We start from the raw sequence: 16,784 nt of genomic DNA on the forward strand, positions 1-16,784 counted from the left end.
GCAAAGATCGGGTTATTTTACCACATTAATCCTTATTGAACAACACTTTGTTGCAGCACAAGGCGCTCAAGAATGGCATCTCCGCCCGCAGAAACTTTCACTTCCGCGAACTTCGCATTTTGTTCGTAGCTGCGACCAGTTCCTTCCGGGATGAAATAAGTTTCAATCCCATATTCAATCCCCTCATACCCTTTACGGGTACCGTTAATGCGAATTTCTCCCGGGGCAAGCGCCTCGCCTTTCGTATACACGCGGCTGAATTCATGCACACCTGTAGCTGTGTTCGGAGCAAGCACAACAGCGATTTTTTGCTTAGACGGCACCTCACCATTCTTAGAATCAAGGATCGGCGGCTGAGAAATCGTGTAGCGCAACCGCACATAATCACCTTGAATAAGTGAACGCGGGTCTAGCGGTTCAAGCTGGAGCTTGATGAGCTGCCCGTGGGAGAGCAGGTACTCGCTTTTGCCAATTTGTATGGACATGGCCGCGATTTGCAGCATCACTAGCACCGCAATAAGGATTCGGTTTGTCTTATAATTTGCCCCAGCATCCGCATCCGGCTCTGCAGCTTCAAGCCGATGTCTCTTTTCATACCAAAGAGTAAAGATCAGAATCAATATGCCAATCATAGCGAATGTAACCGATTTGTGCAGCAGCTTCCAAGCTAAATCGTAATATTTGTACACGAGGAAAGCTGTCCAAAAGCCCATCGACCAAGTGAAAATCCATCGGACTTGCAGCTGCCTGCTAACGACTAAAGCAAGTACCACTAGAACAAAGAACAGCGCATTGGTGATATAATACCAGGCAGACTCAGTCATGAAGGTTAATGCAAACAAGGTTAATAGAAACGTTGGATAACTGCTATAGAGCACCGGCTGCCTAACTTCAGCATTCTGAATGGCCTGCCCGCCTGCAAACAGAATGGATAATAAACCGGCAATCACAGACAGCACGATAACACTGCTATGGATCCAATTGGACAGAATCGCTGCTGTAATCAGGATTGCTGCAAGGAAGAAAAAGATGCGATGCACGGTCCCAGCAATGTAGATAAATGCAGCAATTGTAAGCGCTAAGAAGGCGAATAAAACTAAGACATTTTCTGCAATTACAGCCGCTCCCGCTCCAAGCAACAGTCCGCTGATAAGGATGGTGTACCGGACTAAAGCATTAAGCTTTCTCAAAAAGATCATACTGGTGACAACAATGAGTCCAAAACCCATCAACACATTCTTAGGGTCATCGAAACCCAACACCAACGTAACAATCCCAATAACCGTCAGACTGCCAAGCAACGAGCCGATAATAACAACAGAAACCGTGAGAACTCGCACGATCCATTTGGTAAAATCACCTTCCGGCTTATCGCTCTCCCCTGCCTCTCCTTCGAGTTCACCATTCCTTGGCTTCTCAGCAGGCTGCCATGCACGGATAAAGGTCATGAACTTTACATTCGCACCGATGAATACAATCACAAAAAGCAAACTCACTATGAAGAAAAGCTCGTTATAATTGTGCACGATGAGCTCAATGTATTTGAACGTAATCGTGGCTGATATCCATAAGCCAGAGAACAGCAGATAGGCTTTGTTGCGCATTTTATGGGAATACCATACTGCTGCGGCAAGAACGGCAATCAGGGGGAGATTCATAAACAGCCCATAATCTTCGAAAGCGTACGAATTTGAAAGCATGAGCATTATGCCTATACCCACTTGAAATGAAATCCACTTCAAAAACGGCGAGTTTAACCTTCTACGCTCTGTTAGCAGATAGAGAATACCATTCGCAATAGCTAATCCTAACCAGATTGCGATTTGGATAGCCTCCGAATCCGATCTCCCTTCCCATTGCGGGAAAAAGTAAAAGGAATATGCCAAATGCCCAAGGATATACGATAGGATATAGAAGGGCTGCCACCTCGTCCATATGGCAAAAAGAAATGCCGGTATAAACCAGATCGCAAACAACGTGTAGCTATCGGCATGGGAGTTATAGGTTTGCCCAATGAGCCCTGCCCCTACACCAAAGGATATGCAGCTTGCAAACAAGCTAAGCTTACTCAGAAACTGCCGGCCTGCTTGATGGGAAAGCCAGACCGATAATCCATAGAAGCCGAGAATAAGCAGAAAAGCAGGTACGAACTTCTCCCAGCGGTTTAATTGCTCCCAGTTGGTTGCAAAGAAATATACAATGGCTGTTAAAAGAGAGCTGGCTCCCAGCACATAGCCTAATTGAATCGTAATCCATTTCGATTTCATGATGCATTCCCTCCTCTCGTCTTACTTCTCATTGTACTTGAGATATAAGTTTTGAGAAGTACTAACTATTCCTAGTACCCGGTCATTAGCCTAGCTAATCATTCATGTGTGTATGTGCCCGGCAGTAAAAAAACTAGCCAGAAACTGGCTAGTCGCTTTTTACCGATTATTCAATTGTTCTGAGATCTTAAAGCTTTGTACAGACTTTTGCAGCTGAACGGACATCTCCGACAACTGGCGAATCGCCGAAGTAATTTCCTGAATAGCAGCACTCTGTTCTTCTGCAGCGGCTGCGACTTCCTCATACCCGGCAGACTGCTCTTCGGTAATTCCTGAAATTTTATGCATCACTCGGGAAATGATCTCGAATGATCCCACGGCTTTCTGCAGCGTATTCAACAAATGATCCGTCCGCTCGGAAAACACGGAAATACCATTGAAAATGACTTTGAAATTTTCATACGTATCATTAATCCAGGTTTGGCCCTGTTCAACAGCTTGATTGCCCTGAACAATACTTTCCATGACCAGACGGCTGTCTTTTTGAGTACCTGAGACGAGCCCCGTAATCGAACTCGCAGCCTTCGAGGATTGCTCCGCCAGCTTCTTCACCTCGCCGGCAACAACGGCAAATCCTTTGCCTTGTTCACCAACACGAGCCGCTTCAATTGAAGCATTCAAAGCTAGTAGATTCGTCTGCTGCGCAATCTCCGTAATAATGTTGATAATCGCTCCGATTTCCTTCGACCGATTACCTAATTGAAGTGCGGCTTCATGCGATGATTTCATCTCTTTTTGAATCACGTTCATCTGATGCAGCGTCTTTTCGACAAGGTGCTGACCATCAACCGATTGCGCCCCAACTTTGTGCGCCATCTCCTGCATCTCTTTGACTTCGGTCGTTACCTCCGTCAGTTCTGAGTTAATCTCTACGATTGATGAAGTACTCTCTGAGATGGAACTTACCACTTCAGCCACACCGTCGTACATACTGTTCATAGAAACAGCAACCAATCCTGCACTTGAACTTGATTCATCCGCAGATTGATACAATTGCTCACTCGTATGGGTAATGATATGGGATGAGTCATACATCTGCCGGATAAGCGACTCCAAATTCTTTCTCATCACATTAAAAGCAGCAGCCAGTTTACCAATCTCATCGGTGCGCTGAATGGAGACTTGTTCCGTTAAATAACCCGCAGCGACCTTCTCTGTGACATGCATAAGCTGAACGACCGGTTTTGTCACGGACCGACTAATGTAATAGGCAATTAGACTGCCAATGGCCAAAACAATAAGCGTTATGCTCAGCATTGTCCAAAACAAGTCTTGATTCGTTTTGGGAATAACGCTCGCATCCAAATCAATGCCGATGATGCCGACGTTGTCGCCATTTTTGTTACGCAGAGGAACAAATATAGATTTATGAATACCATAGTCATCTTTGTAAATGCTGCTGATCATGGCTTTATCCTCGGCAATTGCCGCATTCATTTCCGGTGTAAATGGATATTCGGTGCCGTAATCATCATCAACACCCGTTAGTATGACGATCTGTTCTTTCGTTGGAGTTTTGGTCAAAACATACACGTTCTCCAGCGTGTCCTGTTTCTTGAACTCCTCGAATTGTTTTTTTATTTTCAGATAGCCTGGTTGTTTGGTGTCCGTAATATCTTCAGGCCGTTCAGGAAGGACAGCTAAATAGTTGGATACGTTTTGAATATTCGACGTTAATCGCAGAACAAATTGATCTTCAAGCTTCGTCGCTAATCCTTTACTAACCCAATATCCGGACAAAGAAAATACCGAACTAACAACTAACAACAGCAAGACAATGCTGATCGTCATTTTTACCGCAATATGTGCACGGATCCAGTTCATCACTTTCATTATAAAATGTTTCGATTTATCTGTCAGAGTCTGCGCTTGCGTAGCCACTTGTTGTTACCTCCCGCCTATCGTAGATGCTTCAGCATGTTTCTCATAGACTTGTGAGACGAATGTCTTCAAATATTGCACGATTTCAGGGACATGCTTAACCTCTGTGTAAGGGGAGATAACGAAGATTTTGGTCGCGTATAAAGCGGTAGAGCTCCCCTCTTTCGTTGGTACTAGCAGATGCTTTTTGGTATCGCCAAAAAATATGCGTTCGCGCTGCTCCCCGAGAACTTCAAACAAGTTTTCATTAAACTTGTTGATACGTTCAATTTCATTTAGCGTGCATGCACCCGAAATTTCTTCTTGGAAGCGAGAGCTCCCCTCTGGGTAAAGTCGAAATAACGTGATAATACCAGGATTATCCGCATTAACAATGACAGCCTCTGGGATTTCAAGACGCAGCGCCTCCCGGAAGGCGAGATTAACCTCAACGAATTGAGCCAACAGCTGTTGATACCCTTGAATGCCAAATGCAAGAAGAGCGCTGTATATGCTAATAGAGCTAGCCATACGAGAGCATTCCAGTGTATATCCTGTATGATACTGACCATATCCACGATGCCCGACATATGGCGTTTCATCCGGATGCAGATCCATTAACGTTAAATCCGCGGCTTCTTTTAGAAGAAAAAGGCTTGTCAGATAAGGGGTTTGTCCTAGTTTTTGAAAATCAAAGCAAAGCGAATCCGCCAAATGCAGATGTCTCATCCGGCTATGTATAGCTTTTTTAATGCCTTCAAAACCTCATCTTTGAAATTTAGTGGATTCGACGTGAAGTTATAATCCTGGAAGAAAGCAAAAAATCCGCCTAATGCCGAGTCAGCATGGATATGTGGTCTTAGCAGCCCAAACTGCGCAGCAACCTTGCCTGCTGTTGCTTGGATATGCTCCAAATCGTCAATCCCCATGGCATCCGTGGTGCCTGTCGTTGCGACAATATAGACAGGGACTCCACCTCTGGCGATGACTTCCTCCATCTTATGCTGCAAATCGCTTACGTCCATGGAACTGTCAGCCTTCGTGCGAACGCGAATCAATTTATCGCTTCCGATTCCCGTTGCTTCTACAGATTTGAATAAGCTGTAATGGGCAGCTTCGGAACAAAAGGCATACAAGTTGTCGGGAACGCCTTTCTGCAAAGCCTCCGGAGCAAATTTGGCAATTGCTATACGAAGGCCTGAGAATACAGCTCCTTGACCACCCCACGTTGTGTATCCGCCGCTTTTCATTGCATCATAGCCGATTAATTTCGACATCATGCTGATTACTTTTACTTCCGCTTCAGCACCCGCTGGACCGTACACATCCCAGAGATTGTTGCCATTAACCATGAACGCTGCAAGCATGCCAAGAATACCGGGTATGCTGGCCATCGGCAAAATGTTGGTTAGAAAATATTTTGTATGATAGGGATGATTGTGCAGCAGCTCCAATAACTCCGAGTTTACTTCCTCCAGGGGCATACTGTCAGCCGGGATCGCACTATTATGGATAAGGTTGTTATAAAATCTGTCTGTGCGGTCTTTCTCCCCTCTAAGGTTGACCCCATCCGGGTTTTTCAGCAAATCGACACCTGTCAAAATTTGTTCAACGAATCGCAAAAGCATTTGGCGTGATTGCCCGTTGCCATTCTCACTAGGAAATAAATTCTGTACGTTTGGCAATCTTCTCTCTCTCATAATTTCCTCTCCTATCGATAGAATCGTTTAAAGAACATACTCAGAAAAAATGTGAATTGCCGCAATAACCCCTTTCTTCGACATAAGTCGACAAAAATCCTTACTTTTTTATACATTAGTATAGTACAGCAATATTAATATAACAACACAATTTACCAATTATTCTAGTTAAATAGTACTTTTGATATATAGTTCATATAATGACATTTAATAACCAATGGTAGATTAAAAAGGTTAAAAAAAGCTTTATCACCATGTCCAATGAGGAAGGTGATAAAGCTTTTTAAGTTTAAGAAATGGATTGCGCCTCGTCCATACTCCCTTGGGAGTGGTGATACAATTGCTCATAATAGCCATGTAGAGCTAGCAACTCCGCATGGTTGCCTTCTTCAACAATTTGTCCTTGACTCATAACCAGAATGCGATTCGCGTGAATAATCGTCGAGATCCGATGGGCGATCACGAGTGTCGTTCTTCCCTCAGCAACAATCTGCAGAGCCGACTGGATCAACTGCTCCGTCTGAGAGTCCAAATTCGCTGTAGCTTCATCAAGGATCAATATTTTCGGCTGGAAGACAATGATCCGCGCAAACGAAATCAGCTGTCTTTCACCCGCAGATAAGCCGCTTCCTCTTTCTGAGATACGCGTCTCATACCCATCCTTCAGCCTGGCTATCAGCGTGTCCGCTCCAACCAATTGGCAAGCCTTGATGACATCCTCACGCGCAACGGTTTCATCAAACATCCTCACATTATCGAGAATGCTGCCGGCATATAAATAGGGCTCCTGCTGGACCAGCCCGACCATGCGATGCAAATTAGCCTGCGGCATATCCCGAATGTCTGTGCCATCAATCCGAATGCTTCCTTCCTGCACATCATAGAAGCGGCATAGCAAGGAAATTAGTGAACTTTTGCCCGCTCCCGTCGTACCTACAATCCCGATCATTTCACCGGGTTCAATCCGAAGCTCGAGATCTTCAAGCACGGAGATATCTTTCAAATAGCCAAATTTCACATGGTTAAAATGTATCTCGCCCTTCACCTTAGCCAGTGGGATAGTCTTCGCATTCTGCTTGTCATTCACGTCCGGCTGTGTAGCAAAAATGTTCCAGATCCGGTTCATTGACACTGTTGTAGACTGGAGCGTATTCCACTGCTGCGTGATATTATTAATCGGTTGGAAAAACTGCCGAATATACGTGATAAACGCATAGAGGACACCAAACTCAATCGCTTTATCGAATACGGCCATTCCACCGACCCATGTGATAAAAGCGACAGATAAATTTCCTAAAATATCAAAGGATCGGTTAAATAACACGTTCGTGCGGATTTCCCGCAAGTTGGCCTGAAAGTAGCTTGAATTTCGATCCACAAAACGTTTCATTTGTTCATTCTCTTGGTGAAAGGCTTGAATGAGATGCATGCCCGATAAATTCTCAGCCACAAAGGCAACCATTTGAGATAACCGCGTCCTGGAAAGCTGATACGTTTTGCGCATATACTTACGGAAGCTTATAGCAATAATCGCTATGATTGGAATTACTATCATACTGTACAACGTTAACGTTGGATCCAGATGATACATCAGCACAATGATGAAAATCAAGGTCATTCCATCGCGCACTAGACTTAATAGAACTTGCGTGAAGAACTGGTTCAGTGTCTCTGTATCGCTGGATACATGTGTGATCAGACTGCCGCTAGGCGTCTTGTCATAATAAGACATCGACTGTTTGAAAATGTGTTGGAACAAATCCTTGCGGATTTTGGCCACGATACTTTGGCCGGCAAATTGCAGCAAGTTGTTCTGCAAGTAGCTGAAAAATAAAGAGCTCACCGAAAGTCCTACATAGAACAAACAAATCATCAGCAGTCCGTGATAATCATTTTTCCCGATCATCAAGTTATCATCGATAGCGATCTTGACGAGATAAGGCTGAAACAAGTCAGCAGCAATACCCATTAATGCGCACAGCAGAACAGCTGCAAATGTTAACCTATGCGGTTTGGCATAAACGGATAAAGCCCGGAAGGACGTTTTCATCGGTAGCGGCTCATTGGTGCTGCTCTCTTTACTCCGCGACATCGTGGCTGCCCCCTTCCTGTATCGCATGAAGCTCGGCATACAAGCCTTCCTGCGCGATAAGTTCTTGATGTGTGCCGCGTTGCACAATTCGGCCTTCGTGAAGCACAATAATTTCATCCGTATGCTTCAAGGCTGATATCCGGTGTGCAATCCAAATAGTTGTTTTGTTGGAACGTTCTTTACGAATCGTGTCGATGATATGCTTCTCAGTTACAGAATCCACTGCGCTAACGCTATCATCAAGGATCATGAGCGGTGAATCCTTGATGATGCCTCTGGCGAGACTTGTTCTTTGGCGTTGACCGCCTGACAAGGTCACCCCGCGTTCACCCAGCTTCGTCTCAAACTTCTCAGGAAAGGATATAATGCTGTTCAGAATTTGCGCATTCTTGGCCGCGCGTTCTACCTGCTCGAGCGGTAATTCCCGTTTGTAAAAGGCGATGTTGTCCCGAATAGTCGTGCTAAATAGGAAGCCTTCTTGAGGCACATAGGCGATCTGGTTGCGCAGGCTTTCCAAGGTCACATCCCGAATGTCTGTATCCCCGATCCAAACGGTCCCCTCAGGAGGATCATAAATCCGTAACATCAGCTTCACCAGCGTCGATTTACCGCTTCCTGTTTTGCCGATAATGCCAATCGATTTACCCGGCTCAATGGTCAGCGATATGTCGTGGAGCACCTCATCCTCATCATCCGGATAAGCAAAGGACAAATGCTCAATCCGAATGCCTTCTTGATCGAGATGGGAAGGCTGCGCCAACTCCGATTGCACAACTTCAGATTTCAGATCAAGCAACTCATTGATACGCTCAAGCGAAGCTTTGGACCGCTGCATGGCATTAATAACACGGCCGATCTGTTGAAGCGGGTTGACCATCATGCGTATGTATAGCGTTAATTCAACGAAATTCCCAATCGTAATCCGGCCTTGAATCGTCAAATAGCCCCCAAATGCAATCGCGATAATAAGCGATAATGCGCCCAGAAACGGAATTAGTGCTTCAAATAGGGAAGACAGACGAACGAGTCTCAGTTGGTTGTCGCGAATCCGATCCACCGTTGCACTGAACCTGCCAATCATGATCGGTTCGACCGCGAACTTCTTCGTGACACGGATGCCGCCAAACTGCTCCTCGGCTGATTCTGTCATTTTGCCTAAAGCTTCTTGTACTTGTAAGGAACGATTTTTAATAATAGGTTGAAATTTCACACTCAGAATCGGAATAAGCAATAAAGGCAAAATACATACAGCAATTAAATACAATGGAATTGAACTAAAAAGCATGGAGACAACAACAGCGATAATTAAAATCACCGAGTTTACAATCTGGTTAATCCCCATGGAAATGGATTCACGGATGACAGTCACATCGTTCATCACATAACTCAGCAGCTTGCCGACACCATTCTTGGAGTAAAAAGTAGCCCCCAGCAGTGTAAAATGATCAAACAATCGGTTTCTAGCGACGAACTCGAATCGTCTTCCATTTCGCATAATCAAATACTGTCCAATTGCTGTTAATACACCGAATGTAATACCAATCATCAGGAGCTGCACGCTGTAGGTCACAATTAAATCTCTACTCAAGCCCCCCAGCTTAAGCTGATCAGTAAATTCGCCTAGCAGTTTGGGGTAATACGAATGTACGATGTTGCCTACAGAGATCGACAATGCAGCTGCGATGTACAACGGCCATTTCAGCTTCAGGAAATCAATTAATAACCTTGTTGACTTCAAAACGACATCACTTCCTAATACTTGTTGTCTGGAATAATAAGTATTCCGAAGGAACAATTGTATCCTCTTAGGCGTCCCACTACAGTATACGCCTATTCAAAGCCACTTCCTATATCAGATATTGACGTTATAATAGAGAAGTCATCTAATTTTCACATATGTTGCCTAGGAGGATTACGGATATGGATTTTATATTGGACCGTATTGACAATAAAATTGAGTTCTTTCAAGCCTATGACTTGCGAACGCTTGAGAAGCAAATTAACGCACAAGTCGATAATAACAAAGCACTGTTACTGAGTGTTTTCGCCGTTCAACATCATACTACATTCGACCCGAATGCAGGTAAAATGCTCTACAGTGCGGTTGTACATTTCAAATCCTAATAGACATTAAAAAATGACTTCCCATCCTATTGATGGGAGAGTCATTTTTTGCATTATAAGCCCAGCATGAACTGGAGCGTCTTGTCATTAAAGCCCGGAAGCCCTTCGTGTCCGAAATCCGGATACAGCTCATAGCTTTTTGGGGATTTGATTTTGTTGAACGCTGCAAATTGCGTAGAAGGCGGGCATACTGTGTCAGATAAGCCTACAGCCATCATGACTTCCCCTTGAATCCGCTCCGCTAGATTTTGAATATCAATGTAGCCTAGCTTGGTGAAAACTTCCTCTTCACGCTTATGCTGCGGATCATGACGGCGGAAAAAGTCCTTCAGCTCTTGATAGGCATCCTTCGCCAAATCCATTTCCCATACGCGCTTATAGTCGCTAAGGAATGGGTATACTGGCGCCAATCGCTTAATACGCGGCTCCAATGCGGCGCAAGCAATCGTCAAAGCTCCGCCTTGGGAGCCTCCCATGGCTCCTACGCGCTGCGCATCTACCTCTGGCATGTTCATCGCAATACCGGCTAGCTGCGCTGTATCCAGGAAAATGTCTCTGAACAGCAATTGATCCGGATGATCGTCCAAACCGCGTACAATATGACCTCTAAGCGTAGTCCCTTTCATGCCTCCTACATCTTCGGACAAGCCGCCTTGCCCGCGGCAATCCATCGAGAAGAACGAGTAACCTAAGGCCGCATATTGCACTTTATCCGACCAGTCGCCGGAATTACCTGAATAACCATGAAATTGTACGATAGCTGGATGAGGTGCGGATGAGTGCTTAGGACGAATATATTTGGCATAGATACGTGCGCCCTTCACGCCTGTGAAGTACAGATCGAAGCATTCTGCAAAAGGAACCTGAAATTCGCTAGGACTCAGCTCGATTTGCGCATCAACGGCTTTCATTTCTGCAATCGCACGCTCCCAATACGCATCGAAATCGTCAGGGCGGGGATTGCGCCCCTCATAGGCGAGCAACTTCTCTAATGGCATATCTACTAATGGCATGATAACTCCTCTTTTCTTTTATTTTAAAGGAGCCTTGTACGCAGCGAAATCAACAGCTTGACCATTTACCAATCTGCCTAGTTCGCGGTCAGGGCCGCTTTTGAAAACAAGTACATCATCATTTAGCGTTGTGTAGGTCAATACGGCACCGCCCTCTGCAGATTGAGCATGCTCCGGGTGTCTGTCTTTCATTGTGTCTGCGAATTGGCGGATGCCCTCAATCCCCTTATTCACCGCGTCATGTTTGTCGATACATTCAATAACTACGGCATTTTTGCTGCCACTGCTCGTAATAATGGAACGGTCGGTACGCGCTTCTCTTTGATACGACTGCTGAACATAGACAGCCATGTATACATTTCCGCAAATGCCGAATAAAGCATGCTCAGCTTCCACCCATTCCCCTGCTGGCAAACAACCAATAATCTGATCCTGGTGGTTTTCAGGGATTTGATAATCAGCAATGACGGTATTCCGGTGAAAAAACACTTCTGAGAATTCGCTCTGATGCCGCAAATCTCCTTCTTTATTTCCAACCGCTGGATGAAAAAAATAAGCATGATTGATTCCTGGCACATCATCCAGTGGCAGCGATACATCCCAGCGATGCTGTTCATTGTCAAACTCAAGCACGCGCTCGTAGATACCGCCTACCGCATAACTTTCTGAGATATATACATAGCTATGCAGAACATCCTCTTCATTGGCGGCCTTGCCGGCCTGTTTGGGAATTCGGGATTTCACTTCAATTGGCGCTTTACGGTGCAAGGCTAGCTCACGAGCATCAACCGGAGCTTCATACGCAAGAAAACCTGCAAATTCGGTTCGAGGCATTTCCTCAGGCAGCGTAAAATCCCCATACTGCACATAATCATGCAGGACATTCGTATCCCTGGGCATATCATGAGGCCAAATCCTGGAGTGCGGCCCCACCCATGCGCCTCCCAAATAATACGTCGAGCGAATACGCCATAAATAATCCAGCATTTGAGCTAGCTCATCTTTCAGATTTTGATCCTTCATTAGGTGCCACGCGCACGTAAACGCCTGAACGTGGTGCCAGAACCACGGCAGCCCCCCGTACTCGGACATGCCGATCGAGGTAATCCGATTCCGTGTAAGGCGTAAGCTCGTGATGCCATCCTCCAGCAAATCTTTATCTTCATAGCGCTGTCCAAAAATGAGTTTGGCGGCTGTGTATTTGGCTTCGTGATGGTTATAGTGCTCAACCTTTTTGCGATAGAAGCCGCTCTGATAGATATGTTGAAGCGCTTCCTCGAATGAGTTTCGCAAGGACTCGCTAAGAACAACCGAGTATCGATCATAAAAATAAACCATCAGACTTCCCATTAATTCCACTGGCAGTGTATTTTTAGAAGCTTCCTGCGGGGTTGGTTTTAAATTTAACGGCCAATGGCCGTAGGTTGGACTTTGTGCATCCTGATCCTGTAGTTCAAGTAAGCGCTGAAGAATGGCTTCTGCTTTGGTTTTCGCCAAATAGCGGTCTCCGTCAAATGCAATCTCTTGTTCTTGAGAAGCAGCAAATAGATAAGAAGCATAGTAGAAATTGTCTCGAACATCTTGGTGAAATAAGAAGCCGCTGTCTAGTAATGGCAGTTGATAAGCCGCTGCGGCAACCTTGGATTTGATCTCGTTTTGTCTTTGTTGCAAATTCGTCAAATTTGTCATCCCCTTGCGTCCTTCATAAAAGAGAGCGTTTTATCCGTTTTATAAAGCGCTCTCTTTCTAAGTTGAAACGTTTAACTTAAGTTTATATGCAAATATATGCATCGTCAATGCATGCCGGAATATTCATTTTTCATATTTTGACTGTTGCTTCCCTTTACAATTTCTTATAAAATGATCTACCGTTGGTCAAAAAATATATTCTTCATTATTTGCTTGGGATAGGAGGTATTCATCCTGATTCATATCGAGAACTTACAAAAAGTGTACGAGGATATACCGGGACGTGTACCGGCCATCCAGCAGATCCATTTACATATCGATCGCGGAGAAATCTTCGGTATTATCGGACACTCCGGCGCAGGGAAAAGCACCTTGCTGCGATGCGTAAATTTACTTGAGCGCCCCTCCTCGGGCAGCATCACCATTGATGGCGAAGACATGACTAGTCTAAATGCCAAACAACTGCAAGTAAAGCGCCGCAAGATCGGGATGATTTTTCAACACTTCAATCTCCTCTCCTCCTCTACGGTTGCCGATAATATTGCTTTCCCGCTGAGACTCGCTGGTATGGGACAAGCTGAGATTGCTGCAAGAATCAAAGAGCTGCTTGAATTGGTTGGACTGCAGGACCATGCGGACAAATATCCCAGTCAGCTCTCCGGCGGACAGAAGCAGCGTGTTGGTATTGCCAGAGCACTGGCTAACCATCCGGACGTTCTGCTCTGCGACGAAGCTACTTCTGCTCTAGATCCGCAGACCACGAATGCGATTCTGGCCTTGCTGCTCGATATTAACCGGAAGCTTGGTATTACAATCCTGCTCATTACGCATGAAATGCAGGTGATTCGGGCGATCTGTGACCGCGTTGCTGTCATGGAGAAAGGTTTGATCGTGGAAACCGGGAAAGTGCTCGATGTATTCCTGCAACCGCAGCATCCAGTAACGAAGGATTTTGTTGGTCAAGTCTCTGATTTCGCGACCAGCGCGACGGATGACGGTACAAGCGTGAAACCAGATCATGCGCAAGGAACGGTTATTCGGATTACATATATCGGAGCCAAAACGTATGAACCCATTCTCTTCGAAACGGTCAAATCGACGAATGTCACCTTCGCTATTTTGCAGGGCACTATTTCTTCTATGAAAGGTGTGCCATACGGCCAGTTAGTTGTCCAATTATCCGGCGCTCAGCGTGAGGAAATAGATGTTGTGATTACAAAATTAAAGCAAGAAGGAATGGAAGTCGAGGTGATTACCCCGTGAATATGACTTGGGAGATGAATTGGGCTGAGATTGCCAAAGCAACCAGCGATACACTTGTCATGCTAGGGTGGTCGCTGCTTTTCACCATCATTATCGGCTTAGCCCTTGGTATTATTTTATTCCTTACTTCCAAAGGACAGCTGTTGCAAAGTGTTCCTCTTTATGGCGTGCTCTCATTAATTGTGAACATCCTGCGCTCCGTGCCGTTCGTCATTCTCATGATCTCAGTGTTTCCGATCACGAAAGTGCTCGTGCACACCACCATCGGCGTGAAAGGCGCGATCCCGCCTCTCGTTATCGCCGCCGCGCCATTCCTGGCGCGGCTGGTCGAATCCGCGCTGCGTGAGATCGAGAGCGGCGTCATTGAAGCCGCTCAGTCGATGGGCGCAACGCCGTGGCAAATCGTCTGGCGCGTTCTGCTGCCGGAGGCGCGCCCGGGCTTGATCTCAGCCGTTACCGTAACGGCTGTTGCTCTGCTCTCCTACTCCGCCATGTCAGGCGTCGTAGGCGGAGGCGGGCTTGGCGATCTTGCGCTCCGCTACGGCTATATGCGGTTCCGTACGGATATTATGATCGTCACCGTCGTTATTCTTGTCCTTTTCGTTCAGCTTTTACAAATGCTTGGTGATCGTATGGTCGCCAAATACAACCGCAAATAAGACATTATCAATTAGTGGAGGTCATTTTATCATGAAAAAACTTTCTGTTTCACTTGTTGCTCTATTCTTCGTGTTGGCGCTTGCCGCATGCGGACAAAAACCGGCTGATAATCAAGCGAGCACAGCTCCTGCTGCTTCTGGAGCACCAGCGGCAACGACGCCTGCCAAAGAAGTTACGCTGAAAGTCGGGGCTTCTTCCGTTCCCCACGCGGAAATTTTGAACGGCATCAAGGCAAAAATGAAAGCACAAGGTGTTAACCTAGAAGTCATCGAGTTCAACGATTATGTACAACCGAATGTGCAAGTGTTTGAAAAACAATTAGACGCTAACTTTTTCCAACACCAGCCTTACCTGGACCAATACAATGCCGATAAAAAGCAAAACCTTGTAAAAGTCGTAGGCGTACACATTGAGCCATTCGGTGCTTACTCTCAAAAAGTGAAATCCGCTGCTGAGTTGAAGGAAGGCGCGTCAGTTGCCATTCCGAATGACCCGTCTAATGCGGGCCGTGCGCTGGCGTTGATGGAGAAAAACGGTTTGATCAAGCTGAAAGACGGCGTTGGCATTAAAGGAACGGTGAAAGACATCACCCAAAACAGCAAAAAACTTCAAATTAAAGAGCTTGACCCAGCTATGCTGCCGCGTACGATCGGTGAGTTCGATCTAGCGCTTATCAACACGAACTACGCGCTTCAAGCGAATTTGAATCCTACCAAGGATGCGCTGTTCATCGAGGACAAAAACTCTCCTTACGTGAACATTCTCGTGGCTCGTCCGGACAACAAAGATTCCGAAGCTATGCAAAAGCTTGCCAAAGAATTGAACTCCGCTGACACGAAAAAGTTCATTGAAGACAAATACAAAGGCGCTATCGTTCCAGCGTTCTAAAATAAATAAAGTAAAACCGTCAGGAATTGTCCTGACGGTTTTTTTGTTCGCGGGAATTCAACTAACGTCACTCAGGGACGATGTCTCACCTGAAACAAAAGGAAAATCTACCTTTAATCAGAGCGGTATCGGTAGATGGGACGGAATAACTGGAAAAACTCCATCTAAATCGTCGTTGGCTGCTGAAATCTGCTGGTTTTGAAGAAATTAGCGGTAGAAAATACCTTTCTTTGGGATAAAGCAGGTCCGACGTTGAGATTAGCTGTAGTAATTGGCGTTAATTACAAAGTAATTGTTCCAGTTAATTTCCAGTCCCCGTAGACTCATGCCTAGCGAAGCCATTCCCAACCACTTCCCTCACGTCGCTGAAGGAAACAAAAGCAGCGGCGTCTATGCGATGAACCAGCGACTTGAGCTTAATGATTTCTTTCCGGCTTACGATACAATAAATGACTTCCCGCTGCTCCCCCGTATAACCGCCTTTACCTTCGAGATACGTGATTCCACGCTGCAACTCGGTCATAATCGCTGATGCTGTCTGCTCAGGTTTATTGGTAATGATAAAGGCCGATCGAGCGCCTGAGGTTCCTTCCAGCACGAAATCAATCACTCTAGCACCTACTATAATTGCAACAAGCGTATACATCGCTCGCGTCAAATCCAGGTAAATCAGAGATAGTAAAAGGATGAGGAAGTCGATGCCGAAAATCGTTTTGGCAATACCGATCCCATAATGCTTTTGCAACATGCGTGCGATGATATCGGTTCCCTCTGTCATCCCTTCAAACCGAAACACAATACCGAAGCCTAACCCTACAATTCCTCCTGCATAAAGAGAGGCTAACAGAGGGTCTGGCAGCGGCATGGAGAAGCTCTCAAACAGCCGCAAAAACAGCGATACGGATATCATGCCTGCAACGGTATAGAGGAAACTGATGCGACCCAACAATTTCCACCCCATGAGAATGAGCGGAATGTTAATCAGCAGGTTCGACCATGCCGGATTCCAGCCCAGGACATACTTGAGCAAAAGAGCAAGTCCGGTAATGCCCCCTTCTGCCAGACCGTTGGCCAGATTGAAGTAATTCATCCCAAAGGCAATAATCGCGGAACCGCCTATGATAGCTATTACATTCATATAATTGATTTTTGCAGACATCCTAATCTC

General features: G+C 45.7%; 11 protein-coding genes and 1 pseudogene. 4 read left to right on the forward strand and 8 right to left on the reverse strand.

The window, feature by feature from the left end; translation table 11 throughout:
- Positions 1 to 32: 32 nt before the first annotated feature.
- The 5 genes and pseudogenes from AC58UW_RS13570 to AC58UW_RS13590 form a co-directional block, all read right to left on the reverse strand.
- Positions 33 to 2,267, reverse strand: coding sequence for a GDYXXLXY domain-containing protein (locus AC58UW_RS13570; RefSeq protein ID WP_497421148.1), 2,235 nt, complete (start codon positions 2,265 to 2,267; stop codon positions 33 to 35).
- Positions 2,268 to 2,426: 159 nt separating this feature from the next.
- Positions 2,427 to 4,208 (reverse strand): methyl-accepting chemotaxis protein, encoded by a 1,782-nt coding sequence (locus AC58UW_RS13575; protein WP_497421149.1) that lies wholly within the window; start codon positions 4,206 to 4,208, stop codon positions 2,427 to 2,429.
- 6 nt (positions 4,209 to 4,214) lie between these two features.
- A pseudogene (locus tag AC58UW_RS13580) lies at positions 4,215 to 5,887 on the reverse strand (pyridoxal phosphate-dependent decarboxylase family protein).
- A 289-nt stretch (positions 5,888 to 6,176) separates the two neighbouring features.
- Positions 6,177 to 7,979 (reverse strand): ABC transporter ATP-binding protein, encoded by a 1,803-nt coding sequence (locus AC58UW_RS13585; protein ID WP_497421150.1) that lies wholly within the window; start codon positions 7,977 to 7,979, stop codon positions 6,177 to 6,179.
- Positions 7,966 to 9,717: an ABC transporter ATP-binding protein gene (locus AC58UW_RS13590; protein WP_497421151.1), complete on the reverse strand. Its 1,752-nt coding sequence runs from the start codon at positions 9,715 to 9,717 to the stop codon at positions 7,966 to 7,968. The genes AC58UW_RS13585 and AC58UW_RS13590 overlap by 14 nt, the downstream gene beginning before the upstream one ends.
- 182 nt (positions 9,718 to 9,899) lie before the next feature.
- Here AC58UW_RS13590 and AC58UW_RS13595 point away from each other — a divergent pair, with 182 nt between their 5' ends.
- Positions 9,900 to 10,103 carry a YrzA family protein gene (locus tag AC58UW_RS13595; RefSeq protein WP_497421152.1) on the forward strand — a complete coding sequence of 68 codons (204 nt, stop codon included), beginning with the start codon at positions 9,900 to 9,902 and terminating at the stop codon, positions 10,101 to 10,103.
- A 53-nt stretch (positions 10,104 to 10,156) separates the two neighbouring features.
- Here AC58UW_RS13595 and AC58UW_RS13600 read toward each other — a convergent pair whose 3' ends face one another.
- Together AC58UW_RS13600 and AC58UW_RS13605 are read right to left on the reverse strand one after the other, a co-directional pair.
- Entirely contained in the window at positions 10,157 to 11,116 is a 960-nt protein-coding gene (locus AC58UW_RS13600) for an acetylxylan esterase (RefSeq protein ID WP_497421153.1), read from the reverse strand.
- A gap of 18 nt (positions 11,117 to 11,134) precedes the next feature.
- Positions 11,135 to 12,805, reverse strand: a complete 1,671-nt coding sequence (locus AC58UW_RS13605; RefSeq protein WP_497421154.1) for a hypothetical protein — start codon at positions 12,803 to 12,805, stop codon at positions 11,135 to 11,137.
- Between the two features lie 234 nt (positions 12,806 to 13,039).
- On the opposite strand from AC58UW_RS13605, the gene AC58UW_RS13610 reads away from it, so the two are divergent.
- Genes AC58UW_RS13610 through AC58UW_RS13620 form a run of 3 tightly spaced genes read left to right on the forward strand, consistent with a single transcriptional unit; the run spans position 13,040 to position 15,616 of the window.
- Positions 13,040 to 14,068: a methionine ABC transporter ATP-binding protein gene (locus AC58UW_RS13610; RefSeq protein ID WP_497421207.1), complete on the forward strand. Its 1,029-nt coding sequence runs from the start codon at positions 13,040 to 13,042 to the stop codon at positions 14,066 to 14,068.
- A gap of 2 nt (positions 14,069 to 14,070) precedes the next feature.
- Entirely contained in the window at positions 14,071 to 14,727 is a 657-nt protein-coding gene (locus tag AC58UW_RS13615) for a methionine ABC transporter permease (protein WP_497421208.1), read from the forward strand.
- A gap of 31 nt (positions 14,728 to 14,758) precedes the next feature.
- Complete coding sequence (locus AC58UW_RS13620) at positions 14,759 to 15,616, forward strand: MetQ/NlpA family ABC transporter substrate-binding protein (RefSeq protein ID WP_497421155.1); 858 nt, start codon at positions 14,759 to 14,761, stop codon at positions 15,614 to 15,616.
- 301 nt (positions 15,617 to 15,917) lie between these two features.
- Here the strand turns inward: AC58UW_RS13620 and AC58UW_RS13625 are convergent, their stop codons facing one another.
- Positions 15,918 to 16,775 (reverse strand): YitT family protein, encoded by an 858-nt coding sequence (locus tag AC58UW_RS13625; protein WP_497421156.1) that lies wholly within the window; start codon positions 16,773 to 16,775, stop codon positions 15,918 to 15,920.
- Positions 16,776 to 16,784: the final 9 nt, after the last annotated feature.

Source organism: Paenibacillus sp. J22R160 (assembly GCF_059692135.1).